Origin of the sequence: Nocardioides ungokensis, assembly GCF_013466985.1 — a bacterium.
Lineage (GTDB): Bacteria > Actinomycetota > Actinomycetes > Propionibacteriales > Nocardioidaceae > Nocardioides > Nocardioides ungokensis.
Map to the genome: position 1 here is coordinate 838,101 of NZ_CP059164.1, position 25,894 is coordinate 863,994.

Genomic DNA, 25,894 nt, shown 5'->3' on the forward strand with positions numbered 1-25,894 from the left:
TCAGCACCCCTTCCCACCGCCCCGGGGCCACGGATCCCGTTACGGTTGGACCGTGCACACCGACACCTGGACCGAGATCTCCTCGGCCGACGAGCTGACCGCGCTGCTCGGTGAGCCGATCCAGCGGGTCCGTGACAAGGCCCGCCCCGCGCTGCTCGACGTTGACCGTGACTGGCTGGCGGCCTCGCCGTTCTGCGTGATGGCGACGGCCTCGGCGGACGGTCGCTGCGACGCCTCGCCCAAGGGCGACCCGGCCGGGCAGCTCGTGCACGTGATCGACGAGCGCACGATCGCCATCGCCGAGCGGCCGGGCAACCGGCGGGCCGACGGCTACCGCAACATCCTCGAGAACCCGCACGTCGGGCTCGACTTCCTGATCCCCGGACGTGGCGACACGCTGCGCGTCAACGGCCGCGCGCGGCTGGTCAGCGACGCCCCCTTCTTCGACGCGTTGGTCGTGAAGGGGCACCGGCCGATCCTGGCCGTCGTGGTCGACATCGACGAGCTGTTCTTCCACTGCGCCAAGGCCTTCCTGCGGTCCGGGCTGTGGAAGCCCGAGACCTGGGACCCCGAGGGCCGGGTGTCGCGGCGGGCCGTGATCGCGCAGAAGTACGAGCCGACGGGGATGACCCTCGAGCAGCTCGACGACTACTACCGTCCCGAGAACTACGACAAGGGCCTGTATGCCTGAGTCCTACGCGTTCCTCAAGGGCCACGGCACCGAGAACGACTTCGTGCTCCTGCCCGACCACGACGGCAGCATCCACGGCGAGCTCACGCCCGAGCGGGTGCGTGCGCTGTGCGACCGGCGGGCCGGCATCGGCGGCGACGGGGTGGTGCGGGTGATCCGGACCGCGGCGTACGACGGGCCGGACGCCGCGCTGGTGCGCGGCCAGGACGCCGAGTGGTTCATGGACTACCGCAACTCGGACGGCTCGCTCTCGGAGATGTGCGGCAACGGAATCCGCGTCTTCGTGCGGCACCTGGTGGACGCCGGACTGGTCGATGCGTCCGCGCCGGTGCCGGTGGCCACCCGGGGCGGCCTGAAGACGCTGACCCTCGACGACGACCTGGTGACCGCCGACATGGGCCGGCCGAAGGTGCTGGGGCAGACCGTCGTCGGCGTCGGGCTGCACAGCTGGCCGGCGCGCCACGTCGACATGGGCAACCCGCACGCGGTGGCGCTGGTCGACGCACTGGAGGACGCCGGGACGTTGTACGACGAGCCGGCGTACGACCGGGAGACCTACCCCCACGGCGTGAACGTGGAGTTCGTGGTGCGCCGCGGCGAGCGGCACGTGGCCATGCGGGTGCACGAGCGCGGCTCGGGGGAGACCCGGTCGTGCGGCACCGGCGCGTGCGCGGTGATGGTCGCCTCGGCGCTGGCCGACGGGCTGGTCGCGGAGGGGACGCCACCGACCGCGGACGTGTCCTACCGGGTGGACGTGCCCGGCGGCACCCTCACCGTCAGCTGGACCGCCGACGACCGGGTGCTGCTCACTGGGCCGGCCGTGGTCGTGGCATCGGGCACCACCTGTCTCTGACGGGTCGTGAGCCTGACGTGTGGTGAGTCTTCGGGGGCCATAGCGCGTGCTGGGGCACGAGACCCGGGCTCTAGGATCGCCAGCCATGGACATCAACGGAGCATCAGCGATCGTCACCGGCGGCGCGTCGGGCATCGGCGCGGCCGTCGCCCGCCAGCTCGCCGCCGCGGGCGCCAAGGTCGTCGTCGCAGACCTGCAGGCCGACAAGGGCGAGGCCCTCGCGAAGGAGATCGGCGGCACGTTCGTCAGCGTCGACGTCACCGACACCGAGCAGATCAAGGCGGCGGTCCGCACGGCCGTCGAGCTCGGCCCGCTGCGGGTGCTGGTCAACTCGGCCGGCATCGGCTGGGCGCAGCGGACGATCGGCCGCGACGGGGAGTTCGACTCCGCCCACGACCTCGGGGCCTTCACCAAGGTCATCGCGATCAACCTGATCGGCACCTTCGACGCGGTGCGGCTCGCGGCCTCCGAGATGAGCAAGCTCGAGCCGACCGAGTCCGGCGAGCGGGGTGCCATCGTCAACCTGGCCAGCGTGGCGGCGTTCGACGGCCAGATCGGCCAGGCGGCGTACTCCGCCTCCAAGGGCGGCGTCGTCGGGATGACCCTCCCGGTCGCCCGCGACCTCGCGGCCTCGGCCATCCGCCTCAACACGGTGGCGCCGGGCCTGATCGACACCCCGATCTACGGCTTCGGCGGCGACGCCGAGGGGTTCAAGGCCAAGCTGGGCGAGAGCGTGCTGTTCCCCAAGCGGCTCGGCCAGCCCGAGGAGCTCGCGTCGATGGTGATGGAGTGCCTGCGCAACCCGTACATGAACGGCGAGACCGTCCGCGTCGACGGCGGCATCCGGATGCCTCCCAAGTAGCCGTCCTCCCCGCGCACCCCCGGGACGTCATACGGTCTCGTCGCCCGCGCGACCAGGTCGTATGACGTCCCGTGCTTCTCAGGCGCGGCGGCCCATCAGCCCCAGGAGCCGGGTCTGCCGGTCCGCGTCGGTGGGTACGTCGACCGCCGGCTTGCAGACGCCCTCGGAGTAGAGCGCGTCGCCGAACCCCTTCATGGCCGTCTCCAGGCGGTCCATCTCTTCCTCGGTCCAGCGGACCTCCTGGCCCAGCGCCCGGCCGAGGTCCCAGCGGTGCACGACGAGGTCGAACCCGTAGAAGTCGGTCAGCGTCTCGGCCACCGTGGTCCGGCCGAAGTAGCCGTCGTACTCCCGCGTGACGGCTGCGTCGTCCGCCACGACAGGCGTACGCCGTCCAGGTGGGCGCGCCACACCCTTTGCGGGTCGCCGGTGGGCCGCGACCCGGCGTCGAGGTCCTGCCGGGACAGGAAGTCGCGCTGGCTGTCGACCACGTGGTCGACCACGTCGCGGGCCGTCCAGCCTTCGCAGGGGCTCGGTGCGGTCCAGTCGCCGGCCGCGTCCACGACTGCGGAGAAGCGGTCGGCGTTGGTGAGGTAGTCGTCGATGAGTGCGTTCATGTGACCAGCGTGCGGCCCCACCGCGGCCCGGTTCTTGAAAGAATCCGACACGTGCCCCCCAATCGCCGGATCGACCCGACCGAGCGGGCCCACCTGCGCGACGCCGCCGGCTACAGCCCGCCGATCCACCGGTTCGCGCCGACGCCCGAGGTCGCCGACCTGGTGCGCCGCTACTGGATGCCGGTCTGGGCGCTGCCGGAGGGGACACGGTCGGTGCAGCGGGTGCTGCAGTACCCGGTCTGCCTGATCGTGGTCTCCCACGAGTACGCCCTGCTCGTCGGGCCCAGCTCCGGGCTCTCGACGCAGGAGCTGGCCGGCGAGGGCTGGGCACTCGGCACCATGCTGCAGCCCGCGGCCGGCTCGCTGGTGTGGGGCGACTCGGTCGACACGCTGACCGACCGGGCGGTGCCGCTCACCGACGCTCGCGGCCTGGACGGCGCCGCGCTGATCGACGCGATCCGCGACGCGGTGGGCGCGGACCCGCTGGCCCCGGACGGCCAGCAGCGGGCCGTGACCGCCGTCGAGGCCGCGCTCTCGCTGCTCCTGCCCGTCGACGAGGAGGGGCTGCTGGTCAACGCCGTCGTCGAGCACGTCGAGGGAGACTCCGGCGTACAGCGCGTGGGCCAGGTCTGCGAGAAGTTCGCGATCGGCGAGCGCACGCTGCAGCGGATGACCCAGCGCCGGATCGGGCTGTCCCCGAAGTGGCTGATCCAGCGTCGGCGCCTGCACGAGGCGGCCGAACGGCTGGCCGGCGAGGAGCGCCCCGACCTGGCCCGGGTGGCCGCCGACCTCGGCTACGCCGACCAGGCCCACTTCGGCCGCGACTTCCGCACGGTCACCGGCCTCACGCCGGGGAGTACGCCGCCGAGCCGCGCCCCCGCTGACTCCCGGGCCAGCCGAGCACTCCTGCGCCCTCACACCAGCGCCGCCACCACGGTCGCGTACACCCGCTCGGCGTACACCGCCTGCTCGTCGGTGATCCGGTCCGCGGCGAGCTGCTCGACGAGGTCGACCAGCTCGGGGAGCACCCAGCCCTCGGGCGGGTCGGGGACGATCCCGGCCCGCACGGCGGCGCGGAAGCGGATGTAGGTCGGGTGTGCGCGCACGTGGGTGGCCAGGGTGGCGCGGGCGGCGAGGATCTTCCGGGCGTTGTAGCGGCCGAGGTCGCGGTAGGCGACGAACTGCGCGGCGTGGAAGAACTGGTCGATGGTGCTGACCCGCGGGAAGGTCGGGTCCACCTCGCGGTAGGCCAGGAGCTGCGGCGGCATGTCCTGGGTGAGCGCGGGCTTGGAGTACCACAGCAGGCTGATCCGCTCGTCGTTCCCGTCGGTGCGCCGGACCAGCCCGAGGTTCACCGACCGCGGTGAGTAGTCGTGGCCGGGCGAGGGGTCGCGGTCGGCCCGCAGCACGTCGAGGTTGAGCGCGATGCTGGCCGCGCACTCGAGCTGGGCGAGGTCGACGGCCCGTGAGATCGACGTGGCGAGGTTGCCGGGCCCGGAGTCGGCGTCCACGCAGACGATCTCGCGGTGGTGGCTGGTCCGCAGCAGCTCGACCAGCGCGGTGTTCTCCCAGTGCCCGCCGTCGGTGACGTAGAGGTAGAGGTCGCTGGGGTCGTGGAAGCCGACGAACTCCTTGAGCAGGTAGCCGAGCCCCGGTCGCGGCAGCGGCCTGCCCTGCGCGGCGAGCGTCGCGGCCCAGCGCGGGTTGGGGATCCACGCGCCGAGCCGGATGTTGGCGAACGCCAGCAGCATGCTGATCGGCCCCAGCCGGAAGCGTCCCATCGCCGGCGACACCGCCGCTCCCGACAGCCCGACCGCCATCATCGTCGTGAGCCGCGGGCTGAGCCGGGGCCGCAGGGTCGCCATCGCCTCGGCCGAGCACTCGTAGCGCTGCCAGAGCCCGTCCTCCTCCAGCGGCGCGAAGAGCCGGACCGCCTCCGGCGAGAAGGTCACGCTCAGGGCGGGCACGCCGTAGTGGGTGCGTACGCCGCGGCCGGTCACCGTGGCCGAGGCGCAGATGGTGAGCGGGGTGCCGTTCGGGCGGCCGGGGCCGCGCACCGGGAGCGACGCCAGGGTCGGTTCCACCCGCTCCCCGGGCGCGGCGACGTCGTTGTTGACGTAGGCCCGGGCCCGCACGCCGGTCGCGCCGCCGGTGCGGTAGGTGGCGAACGCCGAGCGCAGCTTGCCGCGGTAGAAGCCCGCGAGCGACCAGAACTCGATCGTGCCGCCGAGGTGCACCACCAGCAGGGCGAGGACGACCACGGCCAGCAGCACCCGGTCGCGCTCGCTCGGCGCCACCACCATGCCGCCGAGCGCCCACCGGCACAGGAAGAAGAGCAGCAGCGTCGCGAAGAGCACCCCGCCCAGCACCGGCGCGACCTTCGCCAGCGGCTTGCGCAGGGTCCGCAGCACCGCCGAGATCGAGCCGAGCGAGCCGGCCACGGCGACCGCCGAGGTGAACAGGTCGTGGGCCGCGACCGGCCGCCAGACCAGCTCGACGAGCAGCGGCACCACCGCCATGAAGGCCAGCAGCGCGAGGCCGACCGCGAGGCCGCCGTACCCCAGGAGCTTGGGGACCAGCAGCCAGGCCGGCGGCACGGTCGCGCCGGAGGCGTCGCTGAACTTGCTCGCCAGCACCCACACGAGCACGAACGCCAGCCCGGCGGCCAGCCACACCAGGATCGGCCCGACCTCCCGGGGTCCGGGCGACAGGCAGGTGTGGTCGAGCTCGAAGGCCAGGTGCCGGTCGCTCCGCCAGCCCTTGCAGGTCAGCCCGAAGTACCAGCGGTAGAACCAGCCCAGCAGCCGCCCGGCCACCCACAGCATCCCGAGGAAGACCAGCGCGTTGGCGAGCATCCCGGTCAGCACCGTGGCGACGGCCGCGGGCAGCCGCTGCGCACGCGCGCTCTCGGCCGGCTCCGAGGTCGGCGCCACCGAGTCGTCGCCGCTGCCGCGCGGGGCGTTGGACAACAGGTAGCCGAGGTTGTCGCGCAGGTGGCGCTCCTCGGGTCCGGGCTGGATCCCGGCCAACGCCCACGGCCGGGGCGCGGACTCCTCGCCCGCCGGGGCCAGGGTCCGGGCCAGGCTCCAGGCGCCGGTCATGTAGGAGCCGCCGGAGACCGAGGTGACGTGGTCGGCCTTGTCCCAGCCGCGCGAGCCGTTGCGCTCGAGCGCCTGCAGCGCACCGAGGCTGATCGAGGCCGCCCGGATCCCGCCGCCGGAGAACGCCAGCCCCAGCCCGCTCTCGTCCATGGTCCGCTCGGCGGGTGCGGCCGCCTCGCTGTCGGCGGTGCGCAGCACCGCGCGCACCGACGGGCGCAGCCCCAGCGAGAGCACGCCGCCGAGGGAGTACGCCGCGACCAGCAGCCCGGCCAGCACGGCGGCCCACCCGGCGGCGGCGGCCAGCCGCCACCCCGAGGACCAGGGGTCGAGGCCGCCCATCCCGTTGCTTGCCAGCTGGAGGACCGCGACAGCGGCCAGGCCCACCACCCCGGCGCCGAGGGCGACGAGGGCCAGGGGTGTCGCCAGGCGGCGGGTGGACACGGTCCGGTAGCTGCGGCCGGTCCACAGCGCCAGGAGCGCCAGCAGGGGGCTCCAGCAGACGACGACCAGCAGCAGCCCGCGCAGCGCCGCGGCGACGGCGGAGGTCCCGTAGGCGTCCGACCAGACCTGCCCGACCACCGGGCTGCCGGACAGGACGAGGCCGGCCGTGCCGGGGCCGTTGGTGGGTTCGTCGAGGACGGCCAGCGTCGTCCCCCAGGCGCCCAGGCCGAGCAGCACGACCACGGCGACCGCACCGACCAGCCGGCCGGGGGCGGTGCCCAGCCACCGGGCCGTTGCGTCCATCCCCGCCACCGCCCTCCCGCGTCCGCCCGATCGACATTCCAGTGTGGCGGCGGGGTCACGTGGTGCCCATGACCCACATGGGGGATCTCAGGCTGGGCCCTCCCAGGCCGTCAGGTCGATGACCACGTCGGCCCGCGACCGGGCCGCGTCCACGAGTGCCGCGTTGGGTCCGTCGACCCGGTCCACCCAGGCGCGGGCGTCGACCGGCGACTTGCCGAAGGCGACGTGCCGCTCGACCAGCCGCGGCACCCGGACAGCATCGTCCGTGACGACGTGCCACACCGCGTCCAGGGCCGCGCGCACCGCCGACCACGGCGGCCCGTCCAGCAGCAGGTAGTTGCCCTCGGTCACCACCAGCTCGGCCTCCGGCGCGACGGGTACGGCGCCGGCCAGCGGCTGCTCGAGCTCCCGCTCGAAGGCCGGCGCCATCACCACGTGGTCGGGGCGCTCGCGCAGGCGGCCGAGCAGCGCGGCGTACCCCCACCCGTCGAAGGTCTCCGGAGCTCCCTTGCGGTCCAGCAGGCCGCGGCGGGCCAGCTCGACGTCGGCGAGGTGGAAGCCGTCCATTGGCACCACCACCGCCCCGGCGGTCCGCGCGAGGTGCGTCGCCAGGGTCGACTTGCCGGCGCCGGGCGCGCCGGTGATCCCGAGCAGCACGCGACCGCCCGGGGCACGGTCCGGCAGCAGTCCGGGGAGCGCGCCGCCGTCGGCGGAGAGGCGTACGACGCGCACGCCGGTCAGGCGCGGACGCGCGCCGACGTCGGGTCGTACATCGGTCGCAGCGAGACCTCGATCGGGTGCCGGGTGCCGGCGACATCGACCTCCCAGGTGCCGGCGGCCAGCCAGTCGGCGGTCACCGGCTCTCCGCCGCCGGACACGAACGCCAGGCCGACGGCCGAGCCGAGGGTCCAGCCGTACGACGCCGCCCGGACGTAGCCGACCGGCACGCCGTCGCGGTGGACGACCTCGGCGTGGAACACAGCAGGCTCGGGGTCGAGCACCCGGAGCTGCACCAGTCGCTGGCCCATCCCGCCGGCCGCCGCGTTGGCCTCCTTGCGCGCGAGCACGGCGTCCCGCCCGACGAACCCGCCCGGCTTGTCCAGCGCCAGCGCGAAGCCGAGGCCGACCTCCAGCGGGCAGTCGGTGTTGTCGATGTCGTGGCCGAAGTCGCGGTAGGCCTTCTCCATCCGCAGCGAGGAGAGCGCCTTGAGCCCCACCGGCGCGAGGCCGTAGGGCCCGCCCGCGGCCTGCAGCGCGTCGTACACCTTCAGCCCGGCCTCGGCGGGCACGTAGAGCTCGTAGCCCAGCTCGCCGAGGTAGGTGATCCGCGCGCACAGCACCCGCACCCCCGCCACCTCGATCCAGCGCGAGGTGCGGAAGCCGAAGGCCTCGGTCGACAGGTCCGCGTCGGTCAGGTCGGCGAGCAGGTCGCGCGAGCGCGGGCCCTGGAGGTTGAGCTGGGCGAAGTCGGCGGTGACGTCGGTGACCCGGACGTCCGCGTCCCCGACGTGGCGGCCCAGCCAGGCCAGGGCGTGCCCGTGCGCGGCGTCGGAGGCGACGACGAGGAAGTCGTCGGTCGCGAGCCTGGTCACCGTCAGGTCGGCCTCGATGTGGCCGTCCTCGTCGAGCCACTGCGTGTAGGTGATCGTCTCGTCGGCCTCGTTGACCGCCCCGGCCGAGACGCGGGCGAGCACCTCGCCGGCGTCGCTGCCCTGCACACGGAGCTTGGCCATGAAGCTCATGTCCATCAGGCCGACGCCCTCGCGGACGGTGCGGTGCTCGGCCTCCCACTGCGCGAACCACGGGGCCCGGCCCCAGGTGGGCTCGGCTGCGGGGGTGGTGCCCGGGCCGGCGAACCAGTCGGCGCCCTCCCATCCGGAGACCTCGCGCAGGTAGCCGCCCTGGTCGACCAGCCGCTCGTGCACGGGGGAGAGCAGCGCGTTGCGGGCGCTGCGCAGCTGCTTGCCGGGCGTGTGCGCGGCGTACACGGTGCCGAGGATCTCGGTGGTGCGGGCCGCCCGGTAGGCGTCGTCGGCCTGCCAGGGCCGGAAGCGGTCGACGTTGAAGCCGGTGACGTCCACGTCGGGGCGGCCGGTGGTGATCCAGTGCGCCATCACCCGGCCGAGCCCGCCGGCGGAGAGGATGCCGACGGAGTTCATGCCCGCGGCCACGAAGTAGTTGCGGATGCCGGGCGCCTCGCCGACCGCCGGCGCGAGGTCGGGCGTGAAGGACTCGGGGCCGCAGAAGAAGGTGCGCACCCCCACCTCGAGGGTGATCGGCACCCGCGCCATGGCCCGTTCCAGGAACGGCCCCATCCGGTCCCAGTCGGGCGGGATCTTGCCGAAGGAGAAGTCCTTCGGGATGCCCTCGACCTGCCACGGCGCGGCCTGCGGCTCGAAGAGCCCGACCATCATGCCGCCGCCCTCCTCGCGGTAGTAGCCGTACGCCGCGGGGTCCTCGAAGACCGGAGCGTCGGGGTCGAGCCCCTCGATGGTGTCGGTGATCAGGTAGTAGTGCTCGGCCGCCTGGTTGGGGATCACCAGCCCGTTGCGGGCACCCAGCTCGCGGGCCCACATGCCGGCGCAGTTGACGACGTACTCGCACACGACGTCGCCCTCGGTGGTGCTCACGCCGCGGACCTCGCCGCGGTCGGTGCGCACGTCGGTCACCGACACCCCCTCGACGATGCGTACGCCGAGCTGCCGGGCGCCCTTGGCGAGCGCCGTGGTGACGTCGACCGGGTTGACCCGCCCGTCGCCGGGCACGTGGAAGCCGGCCAGCAGGTCGTCGGTGCGCGCCCAGGGGAAGAGGTCGGCCATCTCCCGCGGGGAGATCTCCTCGACCTCGAGGCCCAGGTGGCGCTGGAAGGTGGCGACCCGGCGGTACTCCTCGAGCCGGTCCTTGTCGGCGGCGGCCTCGATCAGTCCCACCGGCTTGAACCCGGTGGCCTGCCCGGTCTCCTCCTCGAGGCGGGCGTAGAGCTCGCGGGAGTAGAGCCGTATCCCGGTCGAGGTCTCCGACGTCGAGCCGAAGCAGGTCATCAGGCCGGCCGCGTGCCAGGTGGTGCCGGAGGTGAGCCGGTCGCGCTCGAGGAGCACGACGTCGGTCCAGCCGGCGTGGGCGAGGTGGTAGGCGATCGAGCATCCGATGACACCCCCGCCGATGATCACGACACGGGCACGCTCGGGGACTCGGCCCTCGGAGACGCTGCGCTCGGGGGAGGGGGTGTTCACCGGTCCAACCTATCGTCGCGGGAATCGCCCCGCGCTCGTCCGCGTTGAGACATCACGGGAGTGGAGCGCGTCGCAAACGGCTCGCGCCCCCGGGCTCCCGCACCTACCCTGAAGGGCATATGACGAACGCACGCGACTTCAACCTCGACGCCGAGCTGGACGCCACCGAGACCTGGGACGACAGCGACGACGGCTGGGAGTCCGGGTACGCCGACGACGCGACCGGCTCCTGGGCCAGCGAACCCGACCCCGAGGACGCCGAGGAGACCACCGGCGAGATGGACCTCGCCGAGCGGCACGCGCTGCGCCGCGTCGCCGGACTGCGCACCGACCTCGAGGACATCACCGAGGTCGAGTACCGCCAGCTCCGCCTCGAGCGCGTCGTGCTCGTCGGGGTGTGGACCGAGGGGTCGGTCGAGGACGCCGAGAACTCCATGGCCGAGCTCGCGCTGCTCGCCGAGACCGCCGGCTCGGAGGTGCTCGACGCGATCTACCAGCGGCGGCAGAAGCCGGACCCGGCCACCTACATCGGCCGCGGCAAGGTCGACGGCCTGCGCGAGATCGTGCAGGCGACCGGCGCCGACACCGTGATCCTCGACGGCGAGCTGGCCCCCAGCCAGCTGCGCAACCTCGAGGACCGGCTCAAGGTCAAGGCAGTCGACCGGACCGCGCTGATCCTCGACATCTTCGCCCAGCACGCGAAGTCCAAGGAGGGCCAGGCCCAGGTCGAGCTGGCCCAGCTGAGCTACATGAAGCAGCGCCTGCGCGGCTGGGGTGGCAACTTGTCCCGCCAGGCCGGTGGCCGGGTGGCCGCGGGTGCCGGTATCGGTGGCCGTGGTCCCGGTGAGACCAAGATCGAGACCGACCGCCGGCGGATCAACACCAAGATCGCCAAGCTGCGCCGCGAGCTCAAGGAGATGAAGGGGACCCGCGACACCAAGCGCCAGGAGCGCCGTCGCAACCACATCCCCAGCGTCTCGATCGCGGGCTACACCAACGCCGGCAAGTCATCGCTGCTCAACCGGCTCACCGACGCCGGGGTGCTGGTCGAGAACGCACTGTTCGCGACCCTGGACCCCACCACGCGGCGTACGACCACCGCGGACGGCCGGGTCTTCACGATGAGCGACACGGTCGGCTTCGTGCGGCACCTGCCGCACCAGCTGGTCGAGGCGTTCCGCTCCACGCTGGAGGAGGTCGCCGACTCCGACCTGATCCTGCATGTGGTCGACGGCTCCCACCCCGACCCCGAGGGCCAGCTGGCCGCGGTGCGCGAGGTGTTCGCCGAGATCAAGGCCGACCAGGTCCCGGAGCTCGTCGTCATCAACAAGGCCGACGCCGCCGACCCGATGGTCCTGGCGCGGCTGCGCCAGCGTGAGCCCCACGCGGTCGTCGTCTCGGCGCGGACCGGCGAGGGCATCGCCGACGCGCTCGCGATCATCGAGAGCGAGCTGCCGCGGCCGGACGTGGAGTTCCACGCGCTGCTGCCCTACGAGCGGGGCGACCTGATCAACCGCCTCCACCAGCACGGCGAGATCGCCTCGATGGAGCACACCGGCGACGGCACGATCGTGCGCGGTCGCGCCAACGAGGACCTCGCGGGCGAGCTGGCGGCGTACGCCGTCTGAGGCTCCGCCGCCCGGCTCTCCCCGGACGTCAGGCGAATCGTGGCTCAGGCCCCACGATTCGGATGACGTCCGGGGTCCTCCTCACCGCGCCACCAGCCGCAGCGCGAGCCGGGGGCAGGCGCGTACGGCAGCGCGGGCGTCGGCGACCAGGTCGTCGGTGACCTCGCCGCCCACGATCGGGTAGCCCCACTCGTCGAGCTCGACGAGCTCGGGCAGCAGCTCGTGGCAGAGCCCGCGGGCCTGGCAGCTGGGCCAGTCGACCCGCAGCCGGCTCACGAGGCCACCGCCGCGGACGCGTGGGTGCAGCCGCCGGCCGCGTGCTCGGCGACCTCGTGGGACAGCGTGGCCAGCAACGAGCGGACCAAACGGGCGGTGCCGTCCGGGTGGGCGCACGCCCCGCGGCCCCGCACCAGGGCGGCCAGCTCGCCGGCCCGCGCCGCGCCGCCCCAGCCGGTCGCGAGGTCGCGCACCGCGGCGGCCAGGGCCGGCAGTCCGTTGAGGCACGGCCCGCACCGTCCGGCGCTCTGGCCGGCGAGGAACGTCACGATGCGGCTGGTGAGCTCGACCGGGCAGGTGTCGGCGTCCGGGACGAGCAGGACGCCCGCACCGAGAGGGGTGCCGAGGGCGGCCAGCCCCGGCACCGAGACGCGGGCGCTGGCGAGGGTGGGCCAGGTGGCCCACGAGCCGTGGAAGCCGCCGACCAGCGCGGGCAGGCCGTGCGCGGCCTCGGGGAGCACGTCGCGCAGGCGGGTCCCGTAGGCCACCTCGCGGACGTGCGGGTCCTCACCGGGACTGGTCAGCGTCAGCAGAGCGGTCCCCGGCTCCGCGTCGGTGCCGTGCCGTCGGTAGGCGCCCTCCCCGCGCAGCACCAGCAGCCCGACATGGGCCCAGGTCTCGGCGTTCGACAGCAGGGTGGGGCGGCCGCGGAGGCCGTCGACCGCCTCCGGCGTCCAGGCGGTGACGGGCAGGTTGGGCCGCCCGGACAACAGCTCGATCACGGCGCGCGCCTGGCCAGCGACGAAGCGTGGGGCAGCGGTGTGCACGTGGACGGCGACGTCTCCGCCGCGCTCCTCGAGGGCCTGCCTGACGCTCAGGCGCACCCGCGGCCGCTCCCCGGTCACCACCAGGTGGAGCTCCCGGCTGCCGAGTGCGCGGGCCGCAGCGACGGCCCCGTCGAGCACCAGGTGCGGGCGGGCCAGGGCGAGGGCGCTGTCCTTGGCGCTGGCCGGCTCGCCCTCGCTGAGGTTGACCAAAACCACCGGGCGCCGGCGCCGCGAGGCGGCCTCGAGCTTGACGGCGAACGGGAACGCCGCCCCCCCGGCCGCGCAGGCCGACGCCGCGGACCAGCCGCAGCAGGTCCGGGAGACCGACGGCGGGGAGGTCGCCGTACTGCTGCCGGTGGGCCGCGAGGGACGGACCGTCGGCGACGCCCTCGAGCAGGGCCGGACCGGGGTGGATGCTGATGTCGTGGGGCACGGGCACGGGGGAGGTGGGCCGCGTCACGAGAGGCTCCTCTCGGGGAGATGTTCGGGGCGGAGGCCGCGCGCGACCCGGACCGTCCCGGCGAGCAGGACGGCCGCGACGCACGCGACGGTGGGGACGACGGCCAGCAGGTTGCCGGCGCGCAGGTCGGTGCCGATGCCGAGGCCGTGGGCGACCGCGACCGCCCAGGCGGCCCACGACAGCAGGTGCACGGCGTGCCAGGTGCGGTGCCCGAGCCGGGTGCGGAGCAGGCTCGTGACCGCCACCAGCACGATGAGGTCGAGCGCCACGGTGCCGAGCCCCAGCCACAGCGGCATGTACGTCGCGCCGACCGGCACCACGGCCTGCCACCAGCGGATGTCGACGTAGGTATCCACGACCGCCGTCGTCACGTGGACGCCCAGCAGCGCGACCGAGAGCAGCGCGAGGTTGCGGTGCAGCGACTGGGTCACGAAGCGGGGTACGCCGCGTCCGGGCCGGCCGCCCAGGGACAGCACCCCGAGCACGGTGCTCAGGGTCAGCAGGACGAGCAGGACCAGCCCGGTGCTGCGGTTGAGGTACCAGAGCAGGGGTCCGTCGGTCATGCCGCGCTCCTCTCGGTCGGCCAGTCGCCCACCGTGCGCACCCGGCCGTCGGAGGCGACCAGGCGGGCGGTCACGTCGTGCGCGTCGAGCCAGGCCGGGGCGGCCTCGCCGAGGACGACCGAGGCGGTGCTGGCCGTGTTGGCGGCCGTGCAGGTCGCGCCGGTCGCCGTGACCGTGCGCCACACCTCCGTCGCGGGGTGGCCGGTGCGCGGTCGAGCAGGTGGTGGCGCCGGGCCCCCCGGCGAGTCCAGCGACGTACGCGCGTGCTCGAGGTGGTCAGCCCGCCCCGGTCGAGGGTTACGACGACGGGCGGCTCGTCCGGGAGGTCGGTGACGGCCACCTCCCACGGGATCGCGTCGGGGGAGGAGATGCACAGGTCCCCGCCGACGCTGACGACGGCCGACCCGCGCAGGTGCTCGGCGTACGCCGTCGCGATCAGGTCCGCGGCCCACGCCTTGCCGGTGGCGCCCAGGTCCAGCGCCGTGCCGGGCGGGATGCGTACGCCGCCCGCGGGGTCGGTGCGGACGTCCCGCCACCGGTCCCGGTCGGGGAGCGGCGTCTCCGCCACGGTCTCCTCGTCCTCGCAGTCCACGAGCAGCCGGAAGTCCCGGTCGTAGCCGAGAAATGTGAGCGGGCGGCCCAGCAGGGGGTTGACCAGGCCGCCCGTGGCGTCCGCGGCCCGACAGGCCACCTCGACCGCGGTCACCAGCAAGGGGTCGACATCCACCCAGCGGCCCGGGTTCGCGTTGACCAGGCACAGGTCGGAGTCGGGACGAAAGCGGCTGCACACCTCGTCGACGTCGGTGAGCACGTCGGCGGCGAGGCGGCGGGCGCGAGGCAGGTCCGCGGCGGTGCGAACCGCGACGAACACGTCGGTGCCCAGGGCCCGGAAGCGGGCGGTCCCGCTCACGGGTGCGACCCGCCCGACGGCGCCGGCGGCGGGGGCGGCGGAGGAGGCGGCGGCGGGGCCGGCTGGGCGACCGGCCCCGCGGGTGCCGCCGGGGCCGCCGGGGCCGCCGGTGCGGCGGGGGTGCTGACGGTGCCACCGCCTCCGACCACGGACGTGCCCGCGGTGCCGGTGACGTAGCGGGTGGTCACGCGGGTGCTGGTCGGGCGCTGGCGGAGCACGGTCGTGGGCCGGCTGCTGCGGCTCTGCGCCTGCTGGCGGGCCACGGCGGCGTCGTACCTCGCCCGGGCCCGGGCGGCCCGGGCGTTGACGGCGTCCTGCCTGGCCTGCTGCTGCGCCAGCTCGCGGCTGTGGTCGTGGGCCGCGGCCCCGGCCAGCCAGCCGGTGGAGGTGAGCGCGCCTGCGGCGGCCACACCGGTCACCGCGGAGACGGCGAGCCGGTAGCGGTCGCGGCGTGCGGGGGAGTAGGTCATGTCGGCAGCGTTGCCGAGACCGCGGCAAGCCGGCCTCATCCTCGCGTTAAGTCCGGGTCATGGGAGGTCTTGACGTGGACTTGAGGTTCTCGCGAGGTGCCCCTAGGGCCCGGGGAGCCACGGTGGCCCGCATGAAGACCCACTCCGTCGGCATCGTGTCCGCCTTCCTGGCCGTCGGGCTCGCTGGCTCGGCCGCGGCCTACCGGGCCGCGTCGGCCGACGCGCCGGACACCCGCCCGAAGGCCGTCGTCGCTGCCGCCCCGCGACCCAAGGCACCGGCGCAGGTGGTCCGGCCTGCAACCCGGTTTCGCTGGGCCCCCTGCGCCGCAGGCGCCCACCTCGAGCACGGCGTGTGCGTGACAGTGGTGGTGCGCACCGTGGTGGTGCCCGCGGCCCCGGCGCCGGCGGTGCCCGGCCAGGCGGCCGCCCCCTCCTCGCCGGGCGCGCAGCAGGTGGTGCAGGCGCAGGCGCCGGTCGCCGACGACTCCGGCTCCGACGACGCCGGGCGCGAGCGGGGGGACGGCGACGGTGATCGACACCACGACGACGACCACGACGGTCACTGAGACGGACGCTGAGGCGGACGCTGGGCCGTCAGTCGCCGGCCGCCGGGAGGGTGACCTCGACCGCCGCGCCTCCCTCGGGGGCGGTCCCGATCCGCAGCCGGCCGCCGCACGCTGCGGCCGTGCGTCGCGCGATGTCGAGGCCAAGCCCGGTGGAGCCGGGGCGCTCCTGACGTGCGCCTTCCGTGATGCCCGGGCCGGCGTCGGCCACGACCAGCACCACCTCGCTCCCACCCTCCCCGGGATGCAGGTCGATGCGCATCATCGTCCCCTCGGGGGTGTGGGCGAAGACGTTGTCGACGATGACGTCGACCAGGTTGGCCAGGTCCTCGGCGGCCAGCGGCACTGGCAGGGCCCGGTCCGGCAGCCGCTCGACCACCGTGCGTCCCTGGTCCTCGGCAAGGGCCCGCCAGAACTCCACCCGGCGGATCACGGTCGCGGTGGCGTCGCAGGAGGGGGCGAGGTCGGTGCGCACCGGGCGGCGGGCCTCCCGCACGATCGCGTCGACGGTGCGCTGCAGCACCGTGATGTGCTCGCCGAGCCGTTGGGCCAGGCCCGGGTCGGTGACGGCCTCGGCGTCCAGCCGCAGCGCCGTCACCGGGGTCCGCAGCCGATGGGAGAGGTCGCCCACCGCCGCCCGCTCGCTGGCCAGCAGCTCACCGGTCCGCTCGGCGAGCCCGTTGAGCGCCCGGGCGAGCTCCTGGGTCTCCTCGGTGCCGCGCACGTCGGCACGTGCGGAGAGCTCGCCCTCGCGCAGCCGGTGGGCGGTGCCGGCCACCTCCCTCAGCGGCTCGCTGATCCGCCGGCCGAGCCGGGAGGCGAGCACCAGCGCCAGCGCCAGCAGGACCACGCCGAGGCCGATGATCCCGACCCAGGCGCGCGTCACGCCCTGACGCAGCTGGTCCGGCGTGACCGTCGACCGGACCACCACGGTGCCGTCGGGGAGGACCACGGGGAGCAGGACCCGCCCGCCCCGGGAGTCGACGACGGTGAAGGCCTCACGGCCGGTGCGGGCGCGGTGCACGTCCGGGTCGGTCGCCATCGGCGGACCGGGCCCGAGCTCGCGGCCGTTGCTGGTCAGGACGTCCGTCGTGGCGGCGCCGCGGCGGTTGACCCCGGCCAGGAACGTGCGCAGCTGGGAGGGGTCGCCGGCCACCAGGATCGCGACGTTGTGGGCCTCCTGGTCGGCCGTGGCCATCGCCCGGTCCTCGGCCAGGGTGCGCACCAGCAGGCACAGCGGGATCACGAAGGACACCACGACCGTCGACGTCGTGGCGACGACCAGCCATGAGATCCGTCGGCGCATCAGGCGCCCCCGGCGTCGGGGTCGACGAGGCGTACGCCGACGCCGCGCACGCTGACCAGGTAGCGCGGCTCCGCGGCCGACTCCCCGAGCTTGCGGCGCAGCCACGAGAGGTGGACGTCGACGGTCCGGTCGGACCCGCCGTACGCCTGCTGCCAGACCTCGGTGAGCAGCTCCCGCTTGGTCACCACCTCGCCGGCCCGCGAGGCGAGCAGGAGCAGCACGTCGAACTCCTTGCGGGCGAGATCCAGCGGCTGCCCGGCCAGGGTGGCGGTGCGGCTGCGCTCGTCGACGACGAGCTCGCCCACCCGGATCGACTCGGGTGCGCTCTCGCGCCCGCCGCGCCGCAGCACCGCCCGGATCCGGGCGGCGACCTGGTCGGTCCCGAAGGGCTTGACGACGTAGTCGTCGGCACCGCCGTCGAGGGCCTTGACCATCGTCGGGTCGTCGTCCTGGGCGGTGATCACGATGATCGGCACCTGGCTCGCGGCCCGGATCATCGAGATCAGGGTCAGCCCGTCGACGTCGGGGAGCCCGAGGTCGAGCAGCACCACCTGCGGTGCCTCGTGCAGGACGTGCTCCAGCCCCGCGAGCCCGGTGGCCGCCGTGGCCACCGCGAAGCCGCGCTCCCGCAGGCCGCGCTGGACCGCGACGCGGATCGCGTCGTCGTCCTCGACCACCAGGATGCTCGTCATGCCCGGAACGGTAGCCCCGAAGACCCTCCCGCCCGGCCGGATCTTGAGAGGATGGGGCGATGAGGATGTCGCGGGCCGTGCTGGTGGGCGTCGCCGCCTGGCTCGCCGTGGTGGTCGTCGGGTCGACCGCGGTGTGGTTCGTGATCTCGTCGGCGGGGGAGAACGTCGGGGCCGGCGAGGACGCGCCGGCGCGGGCCACGGCGACGCTGACCGGGCGGCCGACGACGACGACCGACGCCTCGTCGTCCCCCCCGACCACGTCGGCGCGCCCAACGCCGCGGCGACGGACGTGGTTGGGGCTCGGCGGCCTGGTCACCGCGCAGTGCCGCGGTCGCGACATCGGGTACGTGTCCTCGCAGCCCGAGCCCGGCTTTGCGGTCGAGGAGGGCGACGCGGGTCCGGTCACGCTCGAGGTGCGCTTCATCGGCCGGGACAGCGAGAGCGGTCGCGGTTCCGAGGTGACGGCGCACTGTGTCGATGGCGTGCCGCACTTCGACAGCCGGCTCGACGGCGGTGGCGGCGGCGGGGACGAGTGACTTCGGCGCCCGGCTGACCGATCATTGACCCCGTGATCCGTCGGGGGGTTGCGGGCGTCGTCCCGCAGGTGAGACAACGGGGGCGCCGCGTCGCCGTGCCGGTGCTGCTGGTGGCCCTCGTCTGCGCGCTGACCGTCCACCTCGCCGGCCGCGCCGGGGGAGCCGACCCATCCCGGTGCGACCGCTTCGCCGCGGCCTCGTCGGCGCGGGCCCAGCAGGTGACGGGCTCCGGTGCACGGGTCGTCGTGATCGGTGACTCCTGGTCGGTCGGGCTCGGCCTGGCCGACGCGTCGACCTCGTGGCCCTCACGCCTGCCGGGCAGCGTCCACGTCGCCGGCTTCTCGGGGTCCGGCTTCAGCGAGCAGGCCAGCGAGTGCGGTGCGGTGTCCTTCGCCGACCGGGCGCCGGGCGCCCTGCGTGACGGCGCGGACCTCGTGGTGGTCGAGGGCGGGCTCAACGACTTCGACCAGACCGACGCCGCGATCACCGCGGGCTTCACCCGCCTGGTGGGCGAGCTCGCGGGCCTCCGGGTCGTGGTGGTCGGCCCGGCGAGCGCCCCGTCGCGCGCGCTCGCCGTCCCGCGCGTGGACGCGCTGCTCGCCTCGCTGGCGGCTCGGTACGACGTCGCCTACGTCCGCACCTCCGGCCTCGCGCTGACCTACCTCGACGACCGCCTGCACCTGACCGCGGCCGGCCACCGGGCCTTCGGGGACGCGGTAGCCCGGCAGGTGGGCCGGCAGGTTGGCCGGCGGGTCGCCTCCCTCAGCGACCGGCCAGGCTCCTGAGGTCGGCGAGGATCTCCTCGATCCGCATGGCCAGGGAGATGTGGCCCTCCTCGTCGAGGAGGTGCGCCTCGGTGCCGGGCACGTGGGCGGCCAGCCACTCGCCGTGCGCGAACGGCACCATCGCGTCCTCCCGGCCCTGCCAGATCGCGACGGGGACCCGGATGGAGCCGATGTCGAAGCCCCAGGGCCGGGTCGCGGCGAGCCCGTCGTCGCGGGCGCCACGCACCCCCTGCGCAGCGGCGTGCTTCATGCTGCGGGCCAGGTAGTCGCCCAGGTCGTCGGTGAACGCGGCCGCGTCGATCGGGGTGAGCAGGCCGCCCATCGCGGCCACCAGCTCGTCGTGGGGTGCCTGCATGATCGGCAGGAACTCCTCGGTCAGGTACGCGTCGTACGCCTCGGGGCCGTCCTGGGCCGCGGCGTACTCGGCGCGGTTCTCGGGGGCCATCCCCTCGAACCAGTCCAGCCCCGCGCCGTCCTTGGGGGCGACGCCGGCGAGCGTCGCGACCGCCAGGCAGCGGTCGGGCAGCAGCGCCCCGCAGGCCAGCGCCCGGGGCCCACCGCCGGACCACCCCAGGGTGACGAACTCGTCCACGCCGAGGTGGTCGAGGATCAGCCCCGAGTCGGCCACGTCGTCGACGATCCGGGGCGCGCCGTCGGTCCAGGAGTACGGCGCGGAGCGGCCGTATCCGGGCCGGGAGTAGGTCACCATCCGCAGCCCGAGCCGGGCGGCGGCGTCCTCGAACATCCCGAACGGCACCGCGGCCGTCGGCGACCCACCGTGGTAGAGCCACGGGAGTCCACCGGGGTCGCCGCCCGTGAGGACTTCGAGCACCCGCCCGTCGTCCGCCTTGAGCTCGAGCTGCTCGGCCATTGAAACCCCCGCTTCGTGTGTCCGCCGTGCCGGTCGGCTCACCCTAGGCGGTGGGGGACGGGTGCGGAATGCCCAACCCGCAGTATCCGCGGCCCCGGGGGGTGTTGGAACGCGGCCCCGGCAGTGTCCGCGGGCACCGTTAGTGTTCTCGGGTGCCTCCGACCTCCGCCACCAGCAGCGCTGCGACGACCTCGCCGACGGTGGGTGCCGGCGCCGTGCGCGAGGTGCTGGCAGGGGCGGTCTCCGCACTCGGCGGGACGCAGCGCGACGGCCAGGTGGCGATGGCCGAGGCCGTCGCCGAGGCGATGACCGACGGCCGGCACCTGCTGGTGCAGGCCGGCACCGGCACCGGCAAGTCACTGGCCTACCTGGTGCCCAGCCTGCTGCACGAGCAGCGGGTCGTGGTCGCGACGGCGACGCTCGCGCTCCAGCACCAGCTCGTCGAGCGCGACATCCCGCGCCTGGTCGAGGCGGTCGGCGACCGGGTCGACGCGTCGTACGCCGTGCTGAAGGGCCGCTCCAACTACGCCTGCCTGCACCGGATCCGCGAGGGCGTGCCCGACGAGCAGGGGGCCCTGGTCGAGATGCCGTCCGGCTCGATGGGGCAGAAGGTCCTCGAGCTGCGCGCCTGGGCCGAGGAGGAGGCCGAGGCGGGCGGCAGCGGCGAGCGCGACAACGCCCCACGCCACACCGACCGGGAGTGGCGCCAGGTCAGCGTCGGCCACCGCGACTGCCTGGGCGCGGCCAAGTGCCCCTTCGGCCAGGAGTGCTTCGTCGAGCTGGCACGCGAGAAGGCGCACCGGTCCCACCTGATCGTCACCAACCACTCGCTGCTCGCGATCGACGCGATCGAGGGCGTGCCGATGATCCCCGACTACGACGTGGTGGTCATCGACGAGGCCCACGAGCTGACCGCGCGGGTCACCCAGGCGGCCACCGACGAGCTCAGTGCGAGCGACGTGGAGCGGGCGGCCCGCCGCTCGCAGCGCTTCGTCGACGGCTCCGAGGCCGACGACCTCGCCGACGCGGCCGACACGCTGCGCGACGCGATCGCGGAGTCCGTCCCGGGCCGCTTCGAGCGCGTTCCCGAGCAGCTCGCCGACGCCCTGGTGCTGGTGCGCGACGCCGCGCGCGCCTGCCTGTCGGCCTACCCCAAGGAGAGCGACTCCAGCGACGCCGACGCCGGCCGGACCCAGGCGCGGGGGTCGGTGCAGGAGGTCTTCGCGAACGCCGAGCGGATGGCCGCCGACCTCGAGTCCGACGTGCTGTGGCTCTCCGAGGGTGGCGAGCGCATCCCGCCGCGGCTGTGCGTCGCGCCGCTGCAGGTGTGGGGGCCGATGCGCGACAAGCTGCTCACCGACAAGACGGTGGTGTTCACCTCGGCGACGCTGATGCTGGGGGGCGACTTCAACTCGGTCGCGACCAGCGTCGGGCTCAAGCCCAGCGAGCGGGTGATCGACGGCCAGCCGGTCGCCGGCTCCTCGTCTGAGGGCTCGCTGCCCTGGCGCGGCCTCGACGTGGGGTCGCCCTTCGACTACGGCCAGCAGGCCATCCTCTACGTCGCGCGGCACCTGCCGCCGCCGGGCCGTGACGGCCTGGGCAAGGCGCAGCTCGACGAGATCGCGGAGCTCGTCGACGCCGCCGACGGCCGGACGCTCGGCCTCTTCTCGAGCCGCCGGGCCGCGGAGGCCGCGGCCGAGGCGGTGCGGGAGCGGCTGCCGCACCTGACCACGCTGGCGCAGGGTGACGCCCAGTTGCCGGAGCTGGCCAAGCAGTTCGTCAGCGACCCGCACACCTGCCTGTTCGGCACGCTGAGCCTGTGGCAGGGCCTCGACGTGCCCGGCGACACCTGCCAGCTGGTGATCATCGACCGGATCCCGTTCCCGCGCCCCGACGACCCGCTGATGAGCGCCCGGCAGAAGGCGGCCGACAAGGCGGGCGGCAACGGCTTCATGCAGGTCGCGGCCACCCACGCGGCGCTGCTGATGGCCCAGGGCGCCGGCCGCCTCATCCGCACCACGAGCGACCGCGGCGTCGTCGCCGTCCTCGACCCGCGGCTCGCCACCGCCCGCTACGGCGGGTTCCTCAAGGCCAGCCTGCCGCCGATGTGGACCACGACCGACCCGGCCGTCGTCCGCAAGGCGCTCACCCGGCTCGCCGGCGGCTGAGCCGCGGCCAGGGGGCGGCAGCTAGTCGGTCGCGAGCCGAGCCGAGGTCGCAGCACCGGGGGCGAGCCCGGAGGTGCGCGGCAGGCTGTCGTCGGGGGTGGGCATGCGCTCGGCGGCCATCCAGCCGGCGAGGACCACCAGCCAGCCGACGATCACGTCGATGACCCAGTGGTTGCCGGTGCCGACGATGACCACGGCGGTGCCGGCGGCGTACGCCCAGGCGAAGGGCTTGATCCACGACCAGCGCGCGTGGCGCTGGACCGAGATGGCGACCCACAGGGCCCAGCCGGCGTGCAGCGAGGGGAAGGCGGCCAGCTCGTTGGTGAGGCCACCCAGTCCGCGCGGGGCCGAGGCGTCGGTGCTCCACCAGCCGTCGGCGGCGTGCAGGCTCAGCACGTCGACGTACCCCTGGATGAAGCGCGGCGGCGCGGTGGGGAGCAGCAGGTAGGCCACCAGGCCGAGGATCGTGGCGATGGCCAGCGCCCGGCGGGCCGGCACGTAGAACTGGCGCCCCATCCGGTAGAGCCAGAGCAGCACGGCGCCGGTGACCACGTAGTGCAGTGTGGCGTACCAGTAGCTGCCGATCAGGCCCAGCACGTCGTGGTCGATGAAGAGCCGGTTGAGCGGCACCTCCCAGTGGATACCGAGGTTGCGCTCGATGTTGAGCAGGTCGCGCGCCCGGGCCATGGCCGGGTCCATGTCGGTGTCGGCGAAGAGCCGCGAGAGGCTGTAGGCCACCCACAGGGACAGCACCAGCAGGAGTTCGAGCACGCCGCGGACGATCCGCGGGTGCTTCTTGCGCATACCCGGGATCGCGGGGAGGCTCGGCATGGTCACGTGCTTAACTTTCCGGGACTTCAACGGGCGTGAATACCCAGTATGACCCGGAGAACCCCCTGAGGCAGGGCATTAAGCCCTCAGGGTCACATGCGTCGGAGGACCGCTGTGACCTTCCCGAGGATGGTCGCGTTCGTTCCGTCGATCGGATCGTAAGCCTCATTGTGCGGAAGCAGCCAAACGTGGCCGTCCTTGCGCTGGAAGGTCTTGACCGTCGCCTCGCCGTCGATCATGGCCGCCACGATCTCACCGTTCTCGGCCGTCTGCTCCTGGCGGATGACCACGTAGTCGCCGTTGCAGATGGCCGCGTCGATCATGGAGTCGCCCGAGACCTCCAGCAGGAACAGCTGCCCCTCGCCGACCAGCTGCTTGGGCAGCGGGAAGACGTCCTCGTAGCGCTCCTCGGCCAGGATCGGCCCACCGGCGGCGATCCTGCCCAGCACGGGCACGTAGGAGGCGGCGGGCATGGCGTCGCCGATGCCGGTCTCGTCGTACGACGTCTCCTCGGCCGCGGAGATCGACCTGCGGGCCGCCATCACCTCGGGCAGGAACACCTCGATGGCGCGCGGACGGTTGGGGTCGCGCTTGAGGAAGCCCTTCTCCTCGAGGACCTTGAGCTGGTGGGCGACGCTGGAGGAGCTGGTCAGGCCCACGGCCTCGCCGATCTCGCGCATGCTCGGCGGGTAGCCGCGCCGCTCGATGGAGCCCTTGATGGTGGTGAGCACCCGCTGCTGACGCGGGGTCAGGCCGGTCGCGTCCGGGGGGCCGTCGGGCAGCTGCGCGACCTTGCCGGTGCCGGACTTCCCGGTGCCCGCCTTCCCGGCGCCAGACTTCACAGTGCCGGTCTTCTTCGTGGCCATGCGGCTGCCTCCAGGTTCGCGACGGGCGGCCCGGGGACGCCCCGGGCAGGTGTCACCACCGTAGCCAAACCGGTCTGGTGATTCAAACATCTGTTCGAACCGCGTGTCGCGCTTGTGGAGGAGCGTGTCAGTGGTCCGGGACCCACACGTACTGCGGCATCCGGCACACCTCGACGAAGCCCAGCCGCCGGTAGACCGGCAGGCCCATCGGGCTCGCGTGCAGGATCGACTCCCGGCACCCGCGGTCCCGGCCCTCGCGCATCATCGCCGCCGTCACGGCGTACCCGATCCCGCGGCCGCGCGCCGCAGGAAGCGTCGCGATGTTGTAGAGCCCGGCGGTGCGCCCGGTGACCCACAGCGTCCCGCAGGCGACCTGCTCGCCGTCCAGGGTCGCCATCGCGTTCACCACGTGAGCGGGGTCGAGCGCGATCACGTCGCGGATGGCCCAGGCCAGCTCGTCGGGGAACTCGAACCCCTCGCACATGACCCGGGCGACGTCGCCGGCGCCGGCGGTGGGGTCGGCGGTGGCGTCGAGGGCGATCTCGAGGCCCGGCACCGGCGGTGCGTCCGGGACGCCTCCCGTCAGGGGGACGTGCATGCCGGGCGCGTCCTCGCGGTGCATCCCGAGCCCGGCCAGCGCGCTGTCGAGGGCCTCCGACCACGTCGAGGGGCCGCACCACCACAGGAACGGCAGCCCCTGCTCCAGGAACGGCGCCATCGTCGCGGCCGCCCGCTCCGGCTCGGTGCCGGGCGCGAACCGTGCACCGAACACCCCGTTGAAGAACGGGTGCGGAAGGCCGGACCGGAACGCGGTGACGTCCGCGTGCCGTTCGACGGTGACCCACGGGAGCGTCGTCAGGACGCGGTGGAACGCCGCGAGGTTGTCCTCGACGGGGGCCACGAGTGGGTCGGCGACCGGGCTCACGTCGGCAACGTACGCCGCTGCGGCCGGGCGCGTCAGGTGAATGGGTCCGGGTGGCCGAGCCTGCCGCTCCCTGGGTCTGCTTGACTCCCGTCATGTCGAGGACCGCCCCTCTCTCCGTCCCCACCAGCTGCGTCGTGACCGGGGGTGCCCGCGGGATCGGGCGTGGCATCGCCGAGCGGATGGTGGCGGGCGGCCACCTCGTCGTGGTGACCGACGTCGATGGGGAGGCGGCCGCCCGGACCGCGGCCGAGATCGGCGCCGTCGAGGGGCTCTCGCACGACGTCCGTGACCCCGAGGCGCACCGCGCTGCCGCCGCGGAGGCCGGCCGCCACGGCGTGCTCACGGCGTGGTTCAACAACGCCGGAGTCGGGGACGACGGCACCCTGGCCGACCTGTCGGAGGAGGCCGTACAGCGACTCGTCGGGGTCAACCTGATGGGCACCCTGTGGGGGATGCGCACGGCGATCGCGGCGTTCGAGGCGTCCGGACGCGGCGGCGACATCGTCAACACCGCGTCCCTCGCGGGCCTCGGCCCGGTGCCCGGCTACACGGTGTACGCCGCTACCAAGGCCGCGATCGTGTCGGCCTCGATGTCGACCGACGCCGAGACCGCCCGCGGCATCCGGGTGCACGCCCTGTGCCCGGACGGGGTGAAGACGGCGATGCTCGACGGCCAGGATCCGCGCGGGACGGGGTCGGCGCTCGTGCACTCCGGTGGCCGGATCCTCACCGTGGAGGAGGTGGCCGAGGAAGCGGTCGCCCTGCTCGGCACCCGCCGCGTGGTGCGCGCGGTCCCGGCCTGGCGCGGCGGTGTCATCCGCGCCTCGGCGCTGGCCCCGTCGGTGGCCGCGCGCGGCCTGGGGATGTTCGTGGCGCAGGGTCGCCGCGCGATGCAGCGCGACGCCTGAGCCGTCGCCCGGGTCGGCGATCTGGCCGGCGCCTGGCCGGCACCAGGCCGGCGATCGGGGCCGTTCGAATCGTTCGAACAAATGTTCGTGTCGCTCCTTGCCTCGTTCGAACACTTGATCTAACCTCGTACACATGTTCGATCGAACGTCTGATCGATCCGGTGCTCGACCCGCTGGTCCAGACCGCCCGAGAGGGACTGTCGGTGGCCGCCGTTAGACATCGGTTCGACAGCAGATCGGCGTGACGACCCGAGGCTGACCGCCACTTCCC

Annotated in this window: 25 protein-coding genes and 1 pseudogene; 10 read left to right on the forward strand and 16 right to left on the reverse strand. The window is 74.1% G+C overall.

The genetic code is table 11. The features are described from left to right. Positions 1 to 52: 52 nt before the first annotated feature. From H0S67_RS04205 to H0S67_RS04215, 3 genes are all read left to right on the forward strand, one after another. Positions 53 to 691 carry an MSMEG_1061 family FMN-dependent PPOX-type flavoprotein gene (locus H0S67_RS04205; protein WP_180935559.1) on the forward strand — a complete coding sequence of 213 codons (639 nt, stop codon included), beginning with the start codon at positions 53 to 55 and terminating at the stop codon, positions 689 to 691. Continuing rightward, positions 684 to 1,544 (forward strand): diaminopimelate epimerase, encoded by an 861-nt coding sequence (gene dapF / locus H0S67_RS04210; protein WP_180935560.1) that lies wholly within the window; start codon positions 684 to 686, stop codon positions 1,542 to 1,544. Before H0S67_RS04205 ends, dapF begins: the two co-directional genes overlap by 8 nt. Before the next feature lie 85 nt (positions 1,545 to 1,629). Then, positions 1,630 to 2,406, forward strand: a complete 777-nt coding sequence (locus H0S67_RS04215) for an SDR family NAD(P)-dependent oxidoreductase (protein WP_180935561.1) — start codon at positions 1,630 to 1,632, stop codon at positions 2,404 to 2,406. A 78-nt stretch (positions 2,407 to 2,484) separates the two neighbouring features. Here H0S67_RS04215 and H0S67_RS23100 read toward each other — a convergent pair whose 3' ends face one another. Next, complete coding sequence (locus H0S67_RS23100; protein WP_219635464.1) at positions 2,485 to 2,781, reverse strand: DinB family protein; 297 nt, start codon at positions 2,779 to 2,781, stop codon at positions 2,485 to 2,487. Beyond that, entirely contained in the window at positions 2,709 to 3,020 is a 312-nt protein-coding gene (locus H0S67_RS23105; RefSeq protein WP_219635465.1) for a maleylpyruvate isomerase N-terminal domain-containing protein, read from the reverse strand. The genes H0S67_RS23100 and H0S67_RS23105 overlap by 73 nt, the downstream gene beginning before the upstream one ends. A 51-nt stretch (positions 3,021 to 3,071) precedes the next feature. Here H0S67_RS23105 and H0S67_RS04225 point away from each other — a divergent pair, with 51 nt between their 5' ends. Continuing rightward, complete coding sequence (locus tag H0S67_RS04225) at positions 3,072 to 4,109, forward strand: AraC family transcriptional regulator (RefSeq protein ID WP_219635466.1); 1,038 nt, start codon at positions 3,072 to 3,074, stop codon at positions 4,107 to 4,109. Positions 4,110 to 6,952: 2,843 nt separating this feature from the next. On the opposite strand, the gene H0S67_RS04230 is transcribed toward H0S67_RS04225, so the two are convergent. Together H0S67_RS04230 and H0S67_RS04235 are read right to left on the reverse strand one after the other, a co-directional pair. Further along, positions 6,953 to 7,597, reverse strand: coding sequence for a nucleoside/nucleotide kinase family protein (locus H0S67_RS04230; RefSeq protein WP_246355115.1), 645 nt, complete (start codon positions 7,595 to 7,597; stop codon positions 6,953 to 6,955). Between the two features lie 5 nt (positions 7,598 to 7,602). Next, a complete protein-coding gene (locus tag H0S67_RS04235) occupies positions 7,603 to 10,098 on the reverse strand; it encodes a GcvT family protein (protein WP_180935562.1) in 2,496 nt (831 codons plus the stop codon). Positions 10,099 to 10,217: 119 nt separating this feature from the next. Between H0S67_RS04235 and hflX the strand changes: the two genes are divergently transcribed. Continuing rightward, positions 10,218 to 11,726 carry a GTPase HflX gene (gene hflX / locus H0S67_RS04240; protein ID WP_180935563.1) on the forward strand — a complete coding sequence of 503 codons (1,509 nt, stop codon included), beginning with the start codon at positions 10,218 to 10,220 and terminating at the stop codon, positions 11,724 to 11,726. Between the two features lie 81 nt (positions 11,727 to 11,807). Here hflX and H0S67_RS04245 read toward each other — a convergent pair whose 3' ends face one another. The 6 genes and pseudogenes from H0S67_RS04245 to H0S67_RS04265 form a co-directional block, all read right to left on the reverse strand. Beyond that, positions 11,808 to 12,002, reverse strand: a complete 195-nt coding sequence (locus tag H0S67_RS04245) for a ferredoxin (RefSeq protein WP_180935564.1) — start codon at positions 12,000 to 12,002, stop codon at positions 11,808 to 11,810. Further along, on the reverse strand, positions 11,999 to 12,595 hold the full coding sequence (locus H0S67_RS27215; RefSeq protein WP_343050491.1) for an NADH-ubiquinone oxidoreductase-F iron-sulfur binding region domain-containing protein: 597 nt from the start codon (positions 12,593 to 12,595) through the stop codon (positions 11,999 to 12,001). The genes H0S67_RS04245 and H0S67_RS27215 overlap by 4 nt, the downstream gene beginning before the upstream one ends. Before the next feature lie 21 nt (positions 12,596 to 12,616). Then, positions 12,617 to 13,039 (reverse strand): annotated as a pseudogene (locus H0S67_RS24410) (hypothetical protein); the annotation flags it as partial. 186 nt (positions 13,040 to 13,225) lie between these two features. Continuing rightward, positions 13,226 to 13,792, reverse strand: a complete 567-nt coding sequence (locus tag H0S67_RS04255) for a ferric reductase-like transmembrane domain-containing protein (protein WP_180935566.1) — start codon at positions 13,790 to 13,792, stop codon at positions 13,226 to 13,228. 70 nt (positions 13,793 to 13,862) lie between these two features. Beyond that, positions 13,863 to 14,702, reverse strand: a complete 840-nt coding sequence (locus H0S67_RS04260; protein ID WP_180935567.1) for an FAD:protein FMN transferase — start codon at positions 14,700 to 14,702, stop codon at positions 13,863 to 13,865. Continuing rightward, positions 14,699 to 15,172: a hypothetical protein gene (locus H0S67_RS04265; protein WP_180935568.1), complete on the reverse strand. Its 474-nt coding sequence runs from the start codon at positions 15,170 to 15,172 to the stop codon at positions 14,699 to 14,701. The genes H0S67_RS04260 and H0S67_RS04265 overlap by 4 nt, the downstream gene beginning before the upstream one ends. A 131-nt stretch (positions 15,173 to 15,303) precedes the next feature. On the opposite strand from H0S67_RS04265, the gene H0S67_RS04270 reads away from it, so the two are divergent. Continuing rightward, positions 15,304 to 15,738, forward strand: coding sequence for a hypothetical protein (locus H0S67_RS04270; RefSeq protein ID WP_180935569.1), 435 nt, complete (start codon positions 15,304 to 15,306; stop codon positions 15,736 to 15,738). A gap of 28 nt (positions 15,739 to 15,766) precedes the next feature. Here H0S67_RS04270 and H0S67_RS04275 read toward each other — a convergent pair whose 3' ends face one another. Both H0S67_RS04275 and H0S67_RS04280 read right to left on the reverse strand, forming a co-directional pair. Then, the gene (locus H0S67_RS04275; protein WP_180935570.1) at positions 15,767 to 17,041 is read right to left on the reverse strand and encodes a HAMP domain-containing sensor histidine kinase; all 1,275 of its coding nucleotides are present in this window, start codon (positions 17,039 to 17,041) and stop codon (positions 15,767 to 15,769) included. Beyond that, positions 17,041 to 17,733: a response regulator transcription factor gene (locus H0S67_RS04280; RefSeq protein WP_180935571.1), complete on the reverse strand. Its 693-nt coding sequence runs from the start codon at positions 17,731 to 17,733 to the stop codon at positions 17,041 to 17,043. The genes H0S67_RS04275 and H0S67_RS04280 overlap by 1 nt, the downstream gene beginning before the upstream one ends. A 59-nt stretch (positions 17,734 to 17,792) precedes the next feature. On the opposite strand from H0S67_RS04280, the gene H0S67_RS04285 reads away from it, so the two are divergent. Both H0S67_RS04285 and H0S67_RS04290 read left to right on the forward strand, forming a co-directional pair. Beyond that, positions 17,793 to 18,269, forward strand: coding sequence for a hypothetical protein (locus H0S67_RS04285; protein WP_180935572.1), 477 nt, complete (start codon positions 17,793 to 17,795; stop codon positions 18,267 to 18,269). Between the two features lie 68 nt (positions 18,270 to 18,337). Next, a complete protein-coding gene (locus H0S67_RS04290) occupies positions 18,338 to 19,054 on the forward strand; it encodes an SGNH/GDSL hydrolase family protein (RefSeq protein WP_180935573.1) in 717 nt (238 codons plus the stop codon). Here H0S67_RS04290 and H0S67_RS04295 read toward each other — a convergent pair. Beyond that, positions 19,032 to 19,925, reverse strand: coding sequence for an alpha/beta fold hydrolase (locus H0S67_RS04295; RefSeq protein ID WP_180935574.1), 894 nt, complete (start codon positions 19,923 to 19,925; stop codon positions 19,032 to 19,034). The genes H0S67_RS04290 and H0S67_RS04295 overlap by 23 nt on opposite strands. A 152-nt stretch (positions 19,926 to 20,077) precedes the next feature. On the opposite strand from H0S67_RS04295, the gene H0S67_RS04300 reads away from it, so the two are divergent. Beyond that, a complete protein-coding gene (locus H0S67_RS04300) occupies positions 20,078 to 22,093 on the forward strand; it encodes an ATP-dependent DNA helicase (protein WP_219635467.1) in 2,016 nt (671 codons plus the stop codon). 21 nt (positions 22,094 to 22,114) lie between these two features. Here H0S67_RS04300 and H0S67_RS04305 read toward each other — a convergent pair whose 3' ends face one another. The 3 genes from H0S67_RS04305 to H0S67_RS04315 form a co-directional block, all read right to left on the reverse strand. Next, positions 22,115 to 22,924 (reverse strand): phosphatase PAP2 family protein, encoded by an 810-nt coding sequence (locus tag H0S67_RS04305; protein ID WP_246355325.1) that lies wholly within the window; start codon positions 22,922 to 22,924, stop codon positions 22,115 to 22,117. Positions 22,925 to 23,016: 92 nt separating this feature from the next. Further along, a complete protein-coding gene (gene lexA / locus H0S67_RS04310; RefSeq protein WP_180935576.1) occupies positions 23,017 to 23,790 on the reverse strand; it encodes a transcriptional repressor LexA in 774 nt (257 codons plus the stop codon). A gap of 127 nt (positions 23,791 to 23,917) precedes the next feature. After that, complete coding sequence (locus H0S67_RS04315; RefSeq protein WP_180935577.1) at positions 23,918 to 24,715, reverse strand: GNAT family N-acetyltransferase; 798 nt, start codon at positions 24,713 to 24,715, stop codon at positions 23,918 to 23,920. A 92-nt stretch (positions 24,716 to 24,807) separates the two neighbouring features. Here H0S67_RS04315 and H0S67_RS04320 point away from each other — a divergent pair, with 92 nt between their 5' ends. Next, entirely contained in the window at positions 24,808 to 25,623 is an 816-nt protein-coding gene (locus tag H0S67_RS04320) for an SDR family oxidoreductase (RefSeq protein ID WP_180935578.1), read from the forward strand. Positions 25,624 to 25,894: the final 271 nt, after the last annotated feature.

What these genes read in the sequence shown, in the direction of transcription:
- dapF (WP_180935560.1), top strand. Translation starts at nt 684, where the DNA reads ATGCCTGAGTCCTACGCGTTCCTCAAGGGCCACGGCACCGAGAACGAC.
- H0S67_RS04215 (WP_180935561.1), top strand. Translation starts at nt 1,630, where the DNA reads ATGGACATCAACGGAGCATCAGCGATCGTCACCGGCGGCGCGTCGGGC.
- H0S67_RS23105 (WP_219635465.1), bottom strand. Translation starts at nt 3,020, where the DNA reads ATGAACGCACTCATCGACGACTACCTCACCAACGCCGACCGCTTCTCC.
- hflX (WP_180935563.1), top strand. Translation starts at nt 10,218, where the DNA reads ATGACGAACGCACGCGACTTCAACCTCGACGCCGAGCTGGACGCCACC.
- H0S67_RS04255 (WP_180935566.1), bottom strand. Translation starts at nt 13,792, where the DNA reads ATGACCGACGGACCCCTGCTCTGGTACCTCAACCGCAGCACCGGGCTG.
- H0S67_RS04265 (WP_180935568.1), bottom strand. Translation starts at nt 15,172, where the DNA reads ATGACCTACTCCCCCGCACGCCGCGACCGCTACCGGCTCGCCGTCTCC.
- H0S67_RS04270 (WP_180935569.1), top strand. Translation starts at nt 15,304, where the DNA reads ATGAAGACCCACTCCGTCGGCATCGTGTCCGCCTTCCTGGCCGTCGGG.
- H0S67_RS04275 (WP_180935570.1), bottom strand. Translation starts at nt 17,041, where the DNA reads ATGCGCCGACGGATCTCATGGCTGGTCGTCGCCACGACGTCGACGGTC.
- H0S67_RS04280 (WP_180935571.1), bottom strand. Translation starts at nt 17,733, where the DNA reads ATGACGAGCATCCTGGTGGTCGAGGACGACGACGCGATCCGCGTCGCG.
- H0S67_RS04285 (WP_180935572.1), top strand. Translation starts at nt 17,793, where the DNA reads ATGAGGATGTCGCGGGCCGTGCTGGTGGGCGTCGCCGCCTGGCTCGCC.
- H0S67_RS04295 (WP_180935574.1), bottom strand. Translation starts at nt 19,925, where the DNA reads ATGGCCGAGCAGCTCGAGCTCAAGGCGGACGACGGGCGGGTGCTCGAA.
- H0S67_RS04305 (WP_246355325.1), bottom strand. Translation starts at nt 22,924, where the DNA reads ATGCCGAGCCTCCCCGCGATCCCGGGTATGCGCAAGAAGCACCCGCGG.
- lexA (WP_180935576.1), bottom strand. Translation starts at nt 23,790, where the DNA reads ATGGCCACGAAGAAGACCGGCACTGTGAAGTCTGGCGCCGGGAAGGCG.
- H0S67_RS04320 (WP_180935578.1), top strand. Translation starts at nt 24,808, where the DNA reads ATGTCGAGGACCGCCCCTCTCTCCGTCCCCACCAGCTGCGTCGTGACC.